General features: G+C 24.7%; 8 protein-coding genes and 1 pseudogene. All 9 read right to left on the minus strand.

Annotation, left to right across the window (positions count from 1 at the left end; translation table 11 throughout):
- Window positions 1-1,407: 1,407 nt before the first annotated feature.
- The 9 genes and pseudogenes from murG to K0T98_RS02595 all read right to left on the minus strand — a co-directional run bounded on the left by murG (window position 1,408) and on the right by K0T98_RS02595 (window position 17,249).
- The gene (gene murG / locus K0T98_RS02555) at window positions 1,408-2,490 is read right to left on the minus strand and encodes an undecaprenyldiphospho-muramoylpentapeptide beta-N-acetylglucosaminyltransferase (protein WP_225639290.1); all 1,083 of its coding nucleotides are present in this window, start codon (window positions 2,488-2,490) and stop codon (window positions 1,408-1,410) included.
- Window positions 2,487-3,620, minus strand: a pseudogene (ftsW, locus tag K0T98_RS02560) (cell division protein FtsW); the annotation flags it as partial. The pseudogene ftsW and the gene murG, both read right to left, overlap by 4 nt.
- Before the next feature lie 1,047 nt (window positions 3,621-4,667).
- Window positions 4,668-5,753: a phospho-N-acetylmuramoyl-pentapeptide-transferase gene (gene mraY, locus K0T98_RS02565; protein ID WP_225639292.1), complete on the minus strand. Its 1,086-nt coding sequence runs from the start codon at window positions 5,751-5,753 to the stop codon at window positions 4,668-4,670.
- Window positions 5,754-5,773: 20 nt separating this feature from the next.
- Window positions 5,774-7,123 carry a UDP-N-acetylmuramoyl-tripeptide--D-alanyl-D-alanine ligase gene (gene murF / locus K0T98_RS02570; RefSeq protein WP_225639293.1) on the minus strand — a complete coding sequence of 450 codons (1,350 nt, stop codon included), beginning with the start codon at window positions 7,121-7,123 and terminating at the stop codon, window positions 5,774-5,776.
- Window positions 7,124-8,524: 1,401 nt separating this feature from the next.
- Window positions 8,525-10,252: a peptidoglycan glycosyltransferase FtsI gene (gene ftsI / locus K0T98_RS02575; RefSeq protein WP_225639294.1), complete on the minus strand. Its 1,728-nt coding sequence runs from the start codon at window positions 10,250-10,252 to the stop codon at window positions 8,525-8,527.
- Window positions 10,253-10,317: 65 nt separating this feature from the next.
- Window positions 10,318-10,635 (minus strand): cell division protein FtsL, encoded by a 318-nt coding sequence (ftsL, locus tag K0T98_RS02580; RefSeq protein ID WP_225639295.1) that lies wholly within the window; start codon window positions 10,633-10,635, stop codon window positions 10,318-10,320.
- Window positions 10,632-11,573 carry a 16S rRNA (cytosine(1402)-N(4))-methyltransferase RsmH gene (gene rsmH / locus K0T98_RS02585; RefSeq protein ID WP_225639684.1) on the minus strand — a complete coding sequence of 314 codons (942 nt, stop codon included), beginning with the start codon at window positions 11,571-11,573 and terminating at the stop codon, window positions 10,632-10,634. The genes ftsL and rsmH overlap by 4 nt, the downstream gene beginning before the upstream one ends.
- Window positions 11,574-14,614: 3,041 nt before the next feature.
- Complete coding sequence (locus tag K0T98_RS02590; RefSeq protein ID WP_225639296.1) at window positions 14,615-15,136, minus strand: phospholipase D family nuclease; 522 nt, start codon at window positions 15,134-15,136, stop codon at window positions 14,615-14,617.
- A gap of 1,381 nt (window positions 15,137-16,517) precedes the next feature.
- On the minus strand, window positions 16,518-17,249 hold the full coding sequence (locus K0T98_RS02595) for a 1-acylglycerol-3-phosphate O-acyltransferase (protein WP_225639297.1): 732 nt from the start codon (window positions 17,247-17,249) through the stop codon (window positions 16,518-16,520).
- Between the last annotated feature and the right edge of the window lie 1,354 nt (window positions 17,250-18,603).

Here is an 18,603-nt window from a genome sequence, read left to right on the forward strand (position 1 = left end):
AACTAATTTAGTATAATTATTAAAATGTAATATTAAGTATTAATATTTAATTTAATTGAACTTAATAACTGATAGTACATAAATAAATAAATTACTCTCTGCTCTAATGATTACTATTTAGATAACAGAGTAAATCTATAAAATAGACAATATATATAATAAAAAATAAATAATATAATTATTATTATATAATATGAGTAATAATTTATTTATTTTGGCAAAACAGCATATATAATCTTAATTAATCGTATATAATTTTAGTTATACTTATGAATACAGTTATTAATAATCCATCTCTTTACCTTATTTGCAATATAAAATATTTAAGGTACACATTACTAAATGTATCAAGGAGATATCTAGTTCCAAAAACATCAAAAAACGTACATTATTCTTATCCTATAATAATCATATTATATATCTTAAAATCATAAATTATCTCTGTGTTAAGAGTATTATTCTTTATAAGAATATATTTTAATATCATACATGATCTATATTTATTATGACGTAAAATAAATAACCATATATTAATTATTATATTAATAATACGCATTAACAATCAATCATCTATATATTTTATTAAAAAATAAGTGATAATATGACTTTTTATAAATAATTGTAACTGACGTACAATAAGATGATCTAAATAAATCACCATACAAATGGTATAAATAATATTATATAAAAATTAATACATACTTATTTTTAATGTTTTATAGTTATCGTTATAATAATGTATATAATACAATTAAATATTTATTATAAAAAATAACATAAACTAAAATTGTAATAAAGATACATTATATTTTATCTGTTTATTAAACAGATAATGGATTAAAATTTAAATACAAGAAGGTACCTAATTCATACATCATACCTAATATTAATCAATATATAATTTAAAATTACTTAATTATAAATACTAGAATTATAAAAATATCCGTACTGTTTTAATCTGTAAATTTTTAGATTTAAATCTAATAGTAAAATATATTAACTATATAAATATTTAATCGCATCTTTTTACGAAAATAAGTCACTCCAAAGCCCTATAATATTTCTACATTATAAGAAAAATTGCTATTTAATTTTACTACGAATAATATATTTATTAGTATTTATAATACTGTAATACCCATTAATCCTGATACATACCTAGGTTATATACTGTATAAAAGCAAGTTAAAAACTAAAATTATAACTTAGTATTTTATACTATCTAGTCAATAATTAATTAGTATATCATTGCACTATTTCCAATCTAATAAAATAAATTTTTTAATACTAAAATAATTACAATAGTATACGATTTACGTAACTATTAAATAATTATATTCCCAACACTACTTTTGTTCTATTATTTTTATTTATATAATCCAATACACTTCTACAATATGTATTGTATTATTTAACTACTTCACAAATTACGGAAGCTATACATTCAGTAGCATTTATTATAGCGAAAGAACGAGCTTTCTTTGCCATTTCTAATAGAGTTTGACGATCCCATAATACTAATGTATCTGTTATTAACTCTACCGTAAGTCGTGGTTGTTCAATAATTTTTGCAGCACCTGCCTTCTCTAGAGGCAGTGCATTCCAATACTGCTGTCGATCTTTATGCATGAAAGGTATAAATAACGCCGGAAGACCAGCAGCAGATATTTCGCTCACTGTAAGTGCTCCTGAACGACATACTACAACATCAGCCCAATAATAAGCAGAAGATATATCATCAATAAACTCAATTAATCTATGCTGTGTTTGACCTACTTTATTGTAATCAGCTAATACTGCTGGTAAAGAGCCTTTTCCTACTTGATGCCATAAGGAAACTTTATTACCTAAATTTCTAGCTACTTTAGGCATAATATAATTAAGAATATCTGCACCCTGACTACCACCTAGAACTAGAATACGTATAGGACCGATACGACCTGCTAAACGTTGCTGAGGATGAGGGAGAGATATTACATCTGCACGCACTGGATTACCGATACCAGGATCATTAGATAATGCACCTGAAAAAGCCTGTAATGTACGTGTAGCAATCTTTGCTAATAAACGGTTAGTTAAACCGGCAGTGCTATTTTGTTCATGCAATACAACTGGTATTCCACATATCCAAGCTGCTAAAATACCAGGACCAGAAACATATCCTCCCATTCCTAAAACAACATCAGGCTGATATATCTGTATAATTGTTTTAGCTTGTAACACTGCTCTTAAAATAAACATTAAAGCTGCTAACTTATATTTTACACTTTTACCACAAAAACCTAAAATTCGAATAAAATCTATTGCTATATTATATTTTGGAACTAAATAAGATTCCATACGATCGTCGGCACCTAACCAGCGGACATGCCATCCTTGAACTTGTAAATAACGAGCTACAGTTAAGCCAGGAAAAATATGTCCACCTGTGCCACCGGCTACAATCATTAATCGCTTACTTTTTTGAAAATTAGTATCACCACTACTCATCGGGAAGCCTTCACTACTGCTTGAGTAGTTTTCCAAATAATTTCATAATCAATACGCAATAATAATACTAAAGAGGTTGATATAATTAATAAACTAGATCCACCGTAACTAATAAGCGGTAGAGTTAACCCTTTTGTAGGTAACATACCTACAGTAGCACCAACGTTAATCACTGTTTGTAAACTAAACCAAATACCTATAGCACACGATAAAAACCCAGAAAACCATTGACCTATTTCTAATGCACGGTATCCTATTGACATAGCACGAAAAGCTATGAAAAATATGATCAACAAAACTATTACAACACCTATATAACCAAGTTCTTCGGCTAAAATAGAGAAAATAAAATCGGTATGCGCTTCAGGAAGATATTCTAATTTCTGAATAGAATTACCTAAACCTTGACCCCAAAAGTGACCACGACCAAAAGCCATCAGCGATTGTGTTAACTGATACCCGCTACCAAATGGATCATCCCATGGATTCCAAAAAGATACGATTCGGCGCATACGATAAGGTGCAGTAATAATAAGCATAATTACAGAAAAAACACCAGAACTAATAATTGCTATAAACTGCCATATTTGTGCACCAGCTAAAAATAGTAATCCTAGAGTGGTTATAAAAAGAACAACTACAGTTCCCAAGTCAGGTTGAGCTAATAATAGTAAAGATAATATAATCATAACACACATAGGTTTACAGAAACCCCAAAAATTAGAACGCACTTCTTTAACCTTACGTGCTAGGTAACTAGATATATAACAAAATAAAGATAATTTGGATATTTCAGCAGGTTGAATACATATTAAACCGCAATCAATCCAACGTAAAGCACCATTTACCGAACTTCCTAATACTAAAACCATAAAAAGCATTGCAATAGATATTAGTAGCAATATATTGCTATATCTATGCCAAAAATCCATGGGTATACGTAAAGTTACTGTAGCTAAAATTAAAGATAAGAATAGATGGAATGCATGACGTTTTGCAAATAGGAGTGGATCCTCTGCTAAACTCTGCCCAATCGGTATTGATGCTGATGTTACCATTATAAAACCAATAGCAGATAATACAAATATTAGCCAGAGTAACGTGCGATCATAAAGTATTATAATGCCTGTATAATTTTGATTTACTTTTATGAACCATTTACTATATAAAAATTTCATAAATATTAGTACAACTCTTTAGTTAAATAACTCTAACTTGTTAACACCTTAACTAGAATAATCTCAAAAAATTTTTATTATTTTATATTCTATAGAGATCATATATGTAGTTAATTTTTATAACTTAAACTTATTTGATTACTTCTAAAAATAATACTATAAAAATGTTTATCTTTCTTTCAAAAGAGTATAAAAAATTATCTACGTAAGTATCTTAGCTAAAAATATATATATTAACTAATTTACCATAACTTCTTAGTAATTAAGATAAAATTAGAAATAATAAACTAAATATAAAATAGTTTATACTTGTAAGCTATAAGTATATGTAATATCGATATAATATCCTATTAACAATACATCTAATACGCTATAAAAACTATGTTTTATAGTGAGTTTGTCTTAATATTAAAATCTATGCATAAAAATATCTTTTATCCTATTAACTATCGATTTTCAACTACAATACTAATACAATTTAAATAGATAATAATTTATATAAAATTTAGTATTTTTAACAATGTAAGTTAAAGTAATATAAAATTTAACTATTATTTTTAAATAAAATTTAATAATTTTATTGTATAAATTAATAATTTTACTATAGTAACATTAAAATAGAAAAACCTGTATTATAAACGATACAAACATAATAAAATTGTATATTTACCATTATAATAAAACAATATTATTGTATTGCTTTACGCTAATTACTTAATAATAAGTAATTATTAGTATATATACTTTAAATTAAGATATTTTTATATTATTTACTATTTATATATTTATAAGAAACTAAGGTGATAGAAAAATTATCTAAAGTAATACTGAAAAATTTAAAGTTATAAGTCCTTAATTAAATCACTAATAATTGTTTATACTCTTAATATATCATGGATTAATAGATTATCGAGTGATACCTAACGCTATAAAATTAATAAAAATACTAGTAAGATTAAGTAAATTATCATAATTTTTTTGACTAGAATATTGTATTATTTAACTGATATTTAATATCACTAAACTTATTAATAATAGTATAAAAGAGATAATCCAGAAGCGCACAGTTACACGGGGTTCTGGCCATCCTTTTAATTCATAATGGTGATGTATTGGTGCCATAAGAAAAATACGTTGCCCGCACAATCTAAAACTTATTACCTGTAAAATAACAGATAATGTTTCTATCACTAATACCCCCCCCATAATTACAAGCAAGCATTCCTGACGTAATAATACTGCAATAGTACCCAAAGCTCCACCAAGAGCAAGAGAACCTACATCTCCCATAAATAACTGTGCTGGATAAGTATTGAACCACAAAAAACCAAGTCCCGATCCAATTATTGAAGTACAAACAATCATTAATTCACTAGCATAACGTAAATAAGGAATATGAAGGTATGTAGCAAATGTTATATTACCAGTAGCTAGGGCTAATAACCCCATACCAATAGCAATACATACCGTAGGAATTACAGCTAATCCGTCTAGACCATCCGTTAGATTAACTGCGTTGCTAGTACCTACTATAACAAAATAACTCAGTATGATATATAATAAACCCAATTTAGGTATACATTCTTTAAAAAATAAAATCACAAGTCCAGTCGCTGAAGTATCTTTACCTATAACATACATGATAATAGAAATAATCAACGCAATTACTGACTGCCAAAAATACTTCCAGCGTGCGCTTAAACCATTATTCTTTTTAAGTATAACCTTCCTATAATCATCTATAAAACCTACAATACCATAACTAAGAAATACAAAAATTACACACCAGATATACGGGTTATATAAATAAGCCCACAACAACACTGAAATTATGATAGATATAAGCATCATCAACCCCCCCATAGTTGGCGTACCTTGTTTTATATTATGAGATTCAGGACCATTATGATTCACTACTTGAACAAATGATATTTTTTTTAAAAAAGTAATCATATAAGGACCAATTGACAAAGAGAGAAATAACGCAGTTAGTAAACTCGCAACTGAACGGAATGTTATATAAAAAATAATATTAAAGCTAGGATAATATTTAACTAGGTATTCAGTAATAATGTTAACTAACATGGATATATTTCCCTGTATTTTTATGTAGATAAATCTCTTACCACTTGCTCCATAGCAGTATTGCGTGAACCTTTTACTAAAATAGTAATTTCTATATACTCACGTAAAAGTTTTTTTAATCGTTCAATAAGAGATGCTTTATTCTGAAAGTGTTCACCACAGCCACTCTCCTTACTAATAAGATAGCTTAACCCCCCAACACTGAACACTTTATCAATTCCTGCTTTACGTGCAAACATTCCTACCTGACAATGATATGCTGCTCCTGCAATACCCAGCTCCTCCATTTCGCCAACGACCATTATTCGGTAACCACGCTTAGTACTGAGAACCTGTATAGCGGCAATCATAGAACCTACATTTGCATTATATGTATCATCTATGATAAGCTGATGTTTATTTAAAAGAATTGGAAATAAACGACCCGGAATTGCTTTTAATAAGCATAATCCTTGATATACGTTCTCTAATTTAGCACCCACAGACATAGTAAGAGCTGCTGCCGCTAATACATTAGCTATATTATGGTAACCTGGTAATGACAGTACTATTGTTATATTGCCAAATGGGGTATGTAATTTAAATTGAGTACCCTGTTGCGTTATATGTATATCATCAGCAAAGAAATCAGCAGATGTATTTTCCTGCAAGGAAAATCGCCATACTCGTTGATAAGTAACTTTTTTACACCAATGTAACCAGTCATTACTATCAGCATTAATAATTATAGTACTATCTGATGATAAGTTATTAAATATTTCACCCTTAGCTCTAGAAACTCCTAATAAAGAACCCAATCCATCAAGATGAGCGGCTGCTAAATTATTAATTAAAACACTATCTGGTTTTACTAAATTAGATGTATAAGCAATATCTCCTATATGGCTAGCTCCTAGCTCTATAACAGCAAATTCATGCTTGTGTTGGAGTAATGATAAAGTTAACGGTACGCCAATATCGTTATTATAATTACCTTCAGTATAAAGAACATTGCCACAATTCTTCAGAATTGTGGCGCTAATCTCTTTAACAGAAGTTTTACCTGAAGATCCTGTTAAAGCAATAATGCGTGCTGAAATTTGCTGACGTACCCATGCACCTAATAAACCTAGAGCAATACGCGTATCAGACACTACAACCTGTGGTATATTAATTGGTAAATATTGACTTACAAGTAATGCTACTGCACCACTTTCTAAGGCATCTATAGCAAAGTTATGGGCATCAATTTTTTTACCTTTTAAAGCTATAAACATGCATTGATTAGTGATCTTTCTTGTATCTATAGCAATGTTACAAACTTGAATATCCATACCTATTAATCGGCCATTTACAACCTGTGATATAACTTGTAAGAAAACAGAAATCATATACTATACTCCAAATAAACTGCAATCTTTATAAGATATAAATAGTATAGAACATTAATTATTAATTAAATTCATAATATCTCCTATCCTTTTATTAATTACGGTGACTATATAAATACTATTATTTTTATAAAAGAATTAATCATAACTCCAATACGATTAAAAAGATCTTAAATATAATTAAAATATTTATAATAAATAACTAATAATATACAGCTATAATGGCATTCTTAACTATTTTACGAGGATTTTAAATTGTTACTATACAATACACTTAGAATATTACTCGACAATACTCTTATCAATAAAAATCTATATTTAGTATAATATGAACAACAAAAAACAAAATAATTTTCTTTATAGTGCAAACATAAAACTTATAAAGACTTTCTTGAATACATTTAATATACGAATTTTATTTACTAAAACATTACTTTTTGTAATTTATAAAATTTCTATAATAAAGAATAACAATTATAATTAAATTAATATATTGCAAAGTATATTAATAAGTAACTGAATATTAATATATTCATCATATGAATTAGTGAATGTATTTTACGTCAAATATCCTAGTGAACTACCTTATAGATCAGTATTACTAATAAATAAAATTCGATATCCTTTACTTGAAGAACTAGTTATACTGAATTTTATTCACCAAATATATAAACTCTTTCCTAATGATTAGGAAGAGATATTAAATAGTTAAAACTATTTGATTTTTTAACTAAGATAATTTACACTATCTGCCTACATAAGTAGGATAAATATTTTTTTTCTTTAATGTTATAAATATAAAAATAGTAAACACATTATTGATCTGAAATAATAGAGATGAGTTTAATATTAAAAAAATAACTACTTAGATTAATAAGCACAGTATACTGAGAGAGTAATATTTTTATGTGAATAGACTTTTACAGTACATTACCTTTACCTCTCCTAAAATGTACTGTTTTATTCTAATAAATTAAGATTACTAGATTAATAATTATGCAATGAATATTTTTAATATTCGTTATTTATAACACTTATTCAAGTGCGAATTATTTATTATTAGAGAATAATTATAATCTCTATTTTTGCCTTAGGCATATATTTTATTTATTAAACTAATATACTATAAAATGATATTTTAACCACTAATAACATTATTTACTTTTCCTTTATATATCTTCAGATATATACTGTGACTAAATATTATTACTATCTCTTTACATGTAGGTAGTTATAATTATAAAGCTTATCACTTAGTATCGTTAAAAAAATCTATCTAGCTAGCTGCTACAATATAACTCTCTTATATTATTTTTTATAAAACAGTTTTAAATATTTACATGATAAGGGAATTAGATATATTCAAAATTAATTTTTATAAATAAAATTATGTTTTATTATTTATTTATTTACTTTATCACTTGTAAGTAATGCATCAGGCTGAACATTCATAATACGTAGTGTACTGGTCATGATATCACTAAATATTGGAGCAGATACAGTACCACCGTAATATTTTCCTGCTTGCGGATTATTAATTACTATCACTAGAGCAAATCTAGGATTACTTGCAGGTGCGATACCAGCAGTATAAGCAATATATTTATCAATATACTTACCATGTGGCCCTACTTTCTTAACAGTACCAGTTTTAATGGCAACACGGTAACTTTTGATTGCAGCTTTAGTACCACCACCACCAGGCAATGCAACACTTTCCATCATATGCACTACTGTTCTTGTAATTTCTTCAGGAAATACACGTTCTCCCTTAATAGGGGAATTAACCATAGTAATAGATAATGGACGATATATTCCAAAACTACCAAGAGTTGCATAGACACGTGCTAATTGTAAAGGCGTGACCATAAGCCCATATCCAAAAGAAAAAGTGGCTCTATCTATATCAGACCATTGTTTTTTTTGGGGATATATACCACTATTTTCCCCAACTAATCCTAAATTTGTTGCCTTACCTAACCCAAAATGAGAGTAGGTCTCTGTGAGTGCAGCAGGGGTCATAGCTAATGCTAGTTTTGATACACCAACGTTACTAGATTTTTGTAGAATACCTTCTATAGAAAGTTTTTTATAACAGGTAACATCTTTAATTTGATGACCATTAATATAGTAAGGAAGCGTATTTATAATGCTATTTTCTTTAATTATTTTGTGCTGAAGAGCAGTCATAACTACCATTGGTTTCACTGTAGATCCAGGCTCAAATATATCTGTAATAGCGCGATTACGCATAGTATTTTTAGGTGTATTTGCTATATTATTAGGATTGTACGAAGGGCTATTAGCCATTGCTAAAACTTCTCCACTATTAACATCAATAAGAACTGCAGTACCTGATTCTGCTTTGTTAAAAGTAACAGCATTATTTAACTTATAATAAACTAGTGCCTGTAAGCGTTTATCGATACTAAGAAAAAGATTATGAGATGTATGATTATTTTTAGATGAAATATCCTCAATAACATGTCCTAAAAGATCTTTACGTACTATACGTGTACCAGGATGTCCTGTCAGCCATTGATTAAAGCTTTTCTCAACCCCCTCAATTCCTTCACTATCAATATTAGTAATACCTATAATATGAGCAGTAACTTGACCAGCAGGATAGTAACGACGGGATTCTTGAGTTTGGTAAACACCAGGTAGTTTTAATTTATTTATATATCCAGCTATTACTGGATTAACCTGGCGAGATAAATATACGAAACGTCCTTTTGTATTACATCTAATACGTGCTGATATTTCATCTAAGGATATATCTAAAGCATTAGCTAATGCCATCCAACGAATATCTCTAGTAATACCTCCATGTTCATTTACTAATTTAGGATCGGCCCAAATAGCATTTACAGGGACACTAACTGCTAGTGGTCTTCCTGCTCGATCACTAATAATTCCACGTGCATTATCAATATGCTGAATTCGTAATGAACGTGCATCACCTTCACGCACTAAAAGATCGGGATTAACTAACTGTAAATAAGAAATACGTCCTAGTAATACTATTAGCGCAATTAACATACATCCGGATAATAATAAAAAACGCCAGTTTATAAAACTTGCTTGATTTTTATGAAGCTTTAAATTTAATGGTTGTATTGCTTGCATGAATCATACATGTTATTAACATTGAAGATGTTATAATGAAAATATAATTGTATCAAATAATTTAATTATTTAATTAAAATATTCTCTTTACATGGATCTATATACTGCATATGTAATTTCTTTATTGCAATTTGTTCTATTCTAATATGATCCCCTAATACATTTTCTTCCAGAAGGAGATTACGCCACTCAACATCTAATGCAATACGTGCAATAAATAATTGCTCACGTTGTATTATTAATAAACGAGTATTGTGCGTTATTATCACAACGAATACAGCTGAAATTAATACACTGATAAATAAAAAATATACTATCTTTCCTTGACGGATTATATCTCTACTGATAATAGTAATTAAAGTATAACGATAATTACTAATCATTCGGCTATTCTTTTGGCAAAACGAAGCAATGAGCTTCTTGCCTGTGGATTTAAACTTATCTCTAGACTACTAGCTTTTATTTTTCCAAGCGCTTTTAATTTATAACTACTGTAGTTATGTAACTGCAATGCAGTTAGAGGAATACCAACTGGTAATTGATGGCCAACGCTATGATGACGAATAAAATCTTTTACGATACGATCTTCTAGGGAATGAAAACTGATTACTACAAGACGCCCTTCAGGGGCTAGTATTTGCAAGGAACTATGTAAAACCTTTTTTATCTCTTCTAGTTCTCTATTAATATAAATTCGTATAGCCTGAAAACTACGTGTTGCAGGATGTTTATGTTTTTCACGAAATGGCATTGCATTAGTTACCACTGTTGCTAGTTGATGCGTGCTAGTTATAGGTTTAATACGGTTGCGTTCAACTATCGCACGAGAAATACGTTTAGCAAATCTTTCTTCACCGAAAGTCTTCAGCACCCAGGAAATCTTTTCTTCAGATGTCATAAGCCATTTGGCAGCAAATAATCCTCTAGTCTGGTCCATACGCATATCTAGTGGACCATCATGCATAAAAGAAAAACCACGATTAGCATTATTAAGTTGTAGTGAAGAAACACCAAGGTCAAGTAAAATACCATTTATTTGACCTTCTAAACCTAGTCTTTGTATATAACTAGCAATACTAGAGAATCTACTATAAATAATAGAAAAACGTGGATCTGTAATATCTGCTGCTGCTATTACAGCCTGTGGATCACGATCAAAAGCTAATAAACGCCCTTTTATCCCTAAAAGGGATAAAATTAGACGTGAGTGACCTCCACTACCAAAAGTGCCATCAATATAAATACCGTTACTGCGTATATTAAGGCAGCTTACAGCCTCCTCCAGCAACACTGTCTTGTGTTGATATTTTTTATTTAATATTATTATGGATAATTATCCTTTAACAGCTAAGAATACAAATATATCAAATTGCGATATTATAAACAATTTAATATACTAATTACAATTGGTTTATATAAGTTTCTATCTATAATCTAAACTTATTGCATTTACTAGCCAACAGTATCAAATTATAAGTGAAAATATTATTAACCTAATATATAGCACTTATTATTAGGCATCAAATGTCAGTACTACTATTTGCATAGTATACTAATCTAAAGAACTTAAAAACATTTTCTGAATATAATTACAGAGATTTTTTTGTTATTAACTATATTATTAATCTTGTATGTAATTACTTTCTAAAAGTAAGGCATTAATAAATTAATACCATAAACTATTAAATTAAATTATATAGAATATTAAGAAATTAATAATTTAATAAGTAATTTATAACAAACAACCTATATTGTAACCTACAAAATATACTAATTAAGTTATCTAATAAATTAAAAGATTTATACTTTAAGTATCTAGGTTTTTATTAAAAATAAAATTTATAAATATAGCATTAAAAATTCCATTGCTTAATGTATTAATAATTAAGTATTATTAGACTAATAATATAGGTGTACTGATTATACTATTAATGTATACTGATCAAGTATATAACTTAATATTACTATATTGCACTTTTACTAGTATAGATATTTTTTAAAAAAAATAGTTCTAGTTATAATAGAATTATATTTACATTATTTTATTTATAGAATTTATATAAAATAATAAATTATATCTTTGTTATTAGAGGGGTTATTTTGAAAAAATAATTTGCTTTTAAACTATTTTTAAAAAAATATTGGCAAACGTAGATCCTTAAAGATTTTATTATTTTATAAGACTATAATAGAAATTATAGTTTCTATAAAAATATATTTTATTAATACCTAATCTTTTATATAAAAATAGCAATTTTTTTATATAACATATTGATGTGTGATAATTGTATATATTTAATAAAATAAAATATATAAGATAACCTATATTTCAATAATATATTTATTCTTATCAAAGAAACAAAATGTATTGATATTACCTAATATATAAAAGTTATACATATAATTTTTTTATGTTTGTCAATTTTATTTAATAAAAATATTAAATAATAAGTATATCTAGTTAAAGATACCAATTTTAATGATTAAATCTATATGATTTTATTTGGAATAAAGTTAAATTAAATAAGTATTTCAACATTTTTTTTATTAATATACTTTATATAATAACTTTATCATCTATTCCTAAAATATACTTCTGTTTTAGATATTACTTAGTAAAGTACACATGTATCATGTATGATAATTTACCAAATTTTTATAAAATAAAATATTTATAATAGTAATTATAATAAAGATACAAATATTTTACAATATTAAATATATAGGTATTAAATAATATAAGTAGAATACTTTGCATAAAAGTTATGTTTATAAATAATATAAAACTTATATCTACTAATGCTTGAGTGATTATATAAATAATAAATTTTATTTTTAAAATAAAATCTTATAATAAGTTACTTATATTATATATAAAAAAGCTTATTATTTAATTATATACTAAATATTAATATTTGGTTATTAATATATGTATAAATCTAAAGATAAAATATAAGTATTTGATATAACAATAATATTTATAACAAGTCATCCATGTAAAAATATAATTTTTAAAAAATTATTATAATAAAATATTCTAAATTTATAGAGTAGATAATTAGCAACAACTTTAGTTTAGTGGTAAAAAATTATTTTATTAATATAACTATACTTAATCAGTTTTTTTCATATAAGCAATTTACTGGCTGTTTTACATGCTAATCCTATAATGCTAATAATCTATACTATAATTTCCAGATCTAATGTTGTAGTAGTTTAGTTAAATAGGTAAAATATTTAGATCCATCATTAAAGTACACGCTATAGCTATACACTATATCTTACCAATAAAAACATATGCTGTGGAAAATAAATAGAGAATATAATTAATTAAATAAAGACAGAAGCTACAATAATTTTTTAGTGCACCTTACATCCGGTACTTTACTTAAGCTTAAAATTTTGCATAGTGTTTTAATTATATTTTTAATTATAATTAGATGTGATTATATCATAGTATTGAAAATACTATTCCAACATTAAGTTATACTTTCTGAACGTCTTTATTACTAAGTTTATCTAAAATTTATTATCAAAAATTAATATTTTAACAGAACATAAGTATCTAATAGGTTTAAAACCAAGTAATAATAAGGTTTAATCCGTAACACTGGTATTTAATAAAAATAACGTTTCTTTTGTAGGATATTTTAACTTAATATCGTACAATGCTTGATATGTACCATGAAATACATTGATGTTATTGATTTGAATATTTATTAAATATCTCTTCGTACATTATATTCAAGATAAAATTTCAATATAAATATTTAATAAATAATATAATAAAATTTATTAATATAATTATTTAGTATAATACCTTACTTACATAATTATTATTTTTTAAATATAACGTAAACTTATCAATCAACTGAATTATTAACTCATATTTATTAAATATAAAAATTTAAAATAACTATAAGTAAAAATATTTTTTAAAATACACTATTTCAATAGGTTATAATATATACTATGACTTTTATTAATTCTATTAAACTATTATACTCTTATTTAAAACAATTTATTTTTAATAAATATTAATAATTATATTAATAATATAATATTTATTTTAATTATATAAAAGAATAATTAATTAAGCCATTAAAAATGGTAAAAAATATATGTAAATATACAAATAATATTTTTCTTTAGATAAGTTCTTATATTAAAGATCAATTAATATTTTAAAACTCATTACTTTAATAAAATATACAACATAATCCAACTATATTAATACCGTGTAATTAATCCACTATTTTATTTAAAAGTATTACTGAAAAATTCTATATACTATTCTATAGTAGTTCATTAATTATCTATAATGAATATATATATTCTAAAATTATATTACCATATATAAATTTAATAAGTAGATTCTCTCCATAAACGATTAAATTCTTGTAAATATTTTTTAGCAATATCTGGTCTATTGCGTAAATAAATAACATTTTCTGCATTACGGGATACTGCATTTTGCGTATAGTTAAAAGATCCAGTTTCAACGGAATTATTATCAATAATAATAAATTTATTGTGCATAATAGCATATTTATCATTGAGTTTTACTGGTACGTGATGATGAGCTAAGTAAGTTATAGCAGTATACTTTCCTCCATTTAATTTTTTATCAGCAACTACTCTTACATTAACGCCTCGTTCTTTAGCGTCTACCAAAGCTAATGCAATAGGCTTACTAGTAAAAGAGTAAGCTGAAATATCAATTGAATTTTTCGCTTCTTCAATTGCCATAATAACTATCTGTTTTGCTGTTTTCCCTGGTGAAAAACCTACTTCCACATCTTGTCTACTAGTAATTGCATAAGGTATTTTAAAAGTAATTAAAAGTAAAAAAAATGCAATTGTTAATTTTAATAATTTAATCATTGTTATTACCTCCTTAATATAAAACTATTGTATTCTCTTTATTACGAAAACCGCAAGATATTCCTAATATCTATCGTAGTTAGAAGCTACTAACCTTTAATCTTATTAAAGATAATAAATTAATAGAATATATTAAAATATAATCTCTATTAATAAATTAGACTAAAATACTTATCGAATATATTATATTTATTAAATATAATATATTTAACAGCATCTTTATCAGAGTATATATTTTAAAAAATTACAATAATTTTAATTCGTAATATAATAACTAAAGAAGATACACACTTAAAATAATAACAAAGTTAACTTTGCTAAAGTTTAATTTTTTCTCAAAAAATAATTTACAGTTACATAATTATAATATAATTTTGTATTTTTAATATTATGTCAAATATTACGTGTAATATAAAATATAATAATATTATAACTGATCAAAGCACATATACATAAACATAAGTAAAATAATTCAATCCTTTAATAACCAAGAATATATAAATATAAAATTTAGTAAAGCGCTGTAATTATACTTTAAATTTACCAAATTAAATACAAGCAAAATTATATCAAATATAAAATTAAAACACTTTTACTGTCTACCTTATTTTATGGATATGCTAAATATATTTAAGTAATACTAACTTATTTATAATTAATATAAACGTAAAAATAAATAGTTGGGTCAATAATTAACTAATATTAAATAATACTAAATAGATGTTACAATAAAATTAACCAATGCTTTTATAGAACATAAAATAAAATAGTTTATAATGATTTATATCATTCAAGAATAACTTATCTAATATTAAGTAGTATTTTATATTTTATTTGTACTTTAAGTGATACATTTTAAGATAAAGTATTTATGTGTTATTAACTATTATAATTTATTAAATATATTAAAGTATAATTAATATTAGGAGATTTTTACTATCTTACTAAAGAAATTCACTAATAAAATTAACCTAAGATAATCTTAAAAGATTAAAATAATAGTGATTATTGTAAAACTTGTATACTATGTTGATAAATTTATTATTATACTATTTTTATGTATATTAAACTACTGATTATAACTATAAGTTAAGTAATAATATTTTTCTATTGATTTCTATTTTAGTAGTATACCAACTATTAAGTTTTATGATACTTAGTACATTATCAGATAATAAAAATAATATTGTAAATATCTTATATAATATTATATTTAAGATGATTATATAAATATATATACTGAATAACTAACATTATACTAATAAAGACATCCGAAATATATGTATTAGTATTAAAATTATAAAAATATTTAAATAACATCCTTAATAAAAACAATAAATTCTATAAAATATTACTAATATAAAATAAAAACTACTTAAAATTAGGATTTAGTTTCACGAGCAATAACTTCCATATTTAATTCATTAATTTTATGTTGCATAAGATTATGACAATAGATAGAAAGTTCACGTACCTGATTTTTTCTATATTTAGTTACATTAATAGGCGGTAACATTTCAATAATTACCAAACCGTTATGATAACGGTTAAGTTTAATTTTATTGTGAGTATTAGATGTACAGACCGGAATAAGAGGTACCTTAGCCGCAATAGCCGCATGGAAAGCACCACTTTTAAAAGGCATTAATCCTCGACCACGACTACGAGTACCTTCAGGAAATATTAAAAATGATATTTTTTTAGTACGGCACTGATTAATTACTCCTAAAAGAGTTTTATGCGCTTTAGACCGATTAGTTCGGTCAATAATAACATTACCGGTAAGCCAGTATAGCTGTCCAAAGAATGGAAGCCAGATAATACTTTTCTTACCCATAGTAACCATATTGTTTTGCATAGCGTTAGATATTGTTATCATATCATAATTATTCTGATGATTAGCAATATAAATAGAGTTACCGTAATCTTGTACTGAAATAGGAATACGGATCTCTATTTTTAATCCAAATAAAAAGGATAAGCGTCCAAATATATGGCTAAAAGTAGTAGCATGACGTGGATTGCGTGGACTAAATATACAATAAATACAACCAAACACACAGACCACAATACAGTATAAAACAGTTATTATAATACGTATTGTAAATAACATAAAATAAACTCCATATGTATGTTAATGAACACATAGCATATACACTAATCATGTAACTACAAATACATTAAATATTTATAAAAATTATAATAAAAAATTTATTATAAAAAATATAAGTAAGTATATATTATAATTAAAAATATTTTAAAATATTAAACAAAATATAGACTCTTATAGTAATTTTATATAAACACTAATGATATTAAGAATATATAAAATATATTTTTATATTTATCTTTCATTAAGATATAAAAGTATTTTATATTAGATAATCTTTAAAAAATTTTGCATCTTATTTTATATTTATAAAAATCATAGATATATTAAATATCATTTAGGTAATTAATATTAAAAGTATAATAAAGATATTACTTATTTATATAAGTATTATGTATAATACAAATTATTTATATGATGATATATCATATATTTTATTAAAATAAAAACATATAAATGTTATTTTAAAAATATTTAATATCAAATATTGTTTTTAACAAAAGTATTCAGCTCTCACTCTCTTAGAGGAATGACATATTAATATGTAAATATTAAAATTTTATTTTATAAAATATTTTAATATTTTTTATATCAACATAAATCAATACTTAATACCTATAGTCTTCATTATTTAGTATATTGTATTTTAAATTAGCTTTAGTTATATTTATTAAATAATCTATAAATTATATTTATAAATAAAATACTATTGAAACCATTATATATTATTTTGCTAAAAATAGAACTAATTTTTAATCTTTTTAAAAATTTTTAATACTAATACATTTTGTTAATAGATTTTTAATCTATTACTAGAATAGTATTCTATCTATCATATGCAAAATATAAATAAAGTATTTAATATAAAACTTAGTAGAATATAAACAGAGAATTGAAATATATATAAACTAAAAAAATTTAGTAGATATTTATAAAATTCATCTTAGATAATAAAAATCTAAAGATTATATTATAATAGAATGTTAAAAACCTTAGTAAAAGTATTTTATTCTAATTTGAATACCTGAATTATAGTAGTAAAAACTTTTAATAAAGAGATATTAAAATATTAAAATAAGAAAAATACACTTAATTAACTTAATAGAATAATGCAATATAATAACTGTTTTTATATCTTTAGAGAAAATTTAATACAGTTAAGTTATAACCTTGATATTATATATTAAGTTATTTGCAATTATATTTATGCTTAAAATATACAATATAATTGTAACTTACAAAATCAATCTTTAAACTAAAAAATTACTACATATCTACATTAATTTATTCAATTCTAACATTTAGAATGCAAAACATTATAGTATTTAATAAAAATACTATATTTAGCTTATTATTA

This window comes from Candidatus Profftia sp. (ex Adelges kitamiensis) (assembly GCF_020342455.1).
In the GTDB taxonomy this organism is placed as follows: domain Bacteria; phylum Pseudomonadota; class Gammaproteobacteria; order Enterobacterales; family Enterobacteriaceae; genus Profftia.

Excerpts from the sequence above, each read along its gene's own strand:
- K0T98_RS02595 (WP_225639297.1), bottom strand. The coding sequence starts at position 17,249 with ATGTTATTTACAATACGTATTATAATAACTGTTTTATACTGTATTGTG.
- murG (WP_225639290.1), bottom strand. The coding sequence starts at position 2,490 with ATGAGTAGTGGTGATACTAATTTTCAAAAAAGTAAGCGATTAATGATT.
- mraY (WP_225639292.1), bottom strand. The coding sequence starts at position 5,753 with ATGTTAGTTAACATTATTACTGAATACCTAGTTAAATATTATCCTAGC.
- ftsL (WP_225639295.1), bottom strand. The coding sequence starts at position 10,635 with ATGATTAGTAATTATCGTTATACTTTAATTACTATTATCAGTAGAGAT.
- K0T98_RS02590 (WP_225639296.1), bottom strand. The coding sequence starts at position 15,136 with ATGATTAAATTATTAAAATTAACAATTGCATTTTTTTTACTTTTAATT.
- ftsI (WP_225639294.1), bottom strand. The coding sequence starts at position 10,252 with ATGCAAGCAATACAACCATTAAATTTAAAGCTTCATAAAAATCAAGCA.
- murF (WP_225639293.1), bottom strand. The coding sequence starts at position 7,123 with ATGATTTCTGTTTTCTTACAAGTTATATCACAGGTTGTAAATGGCCGA.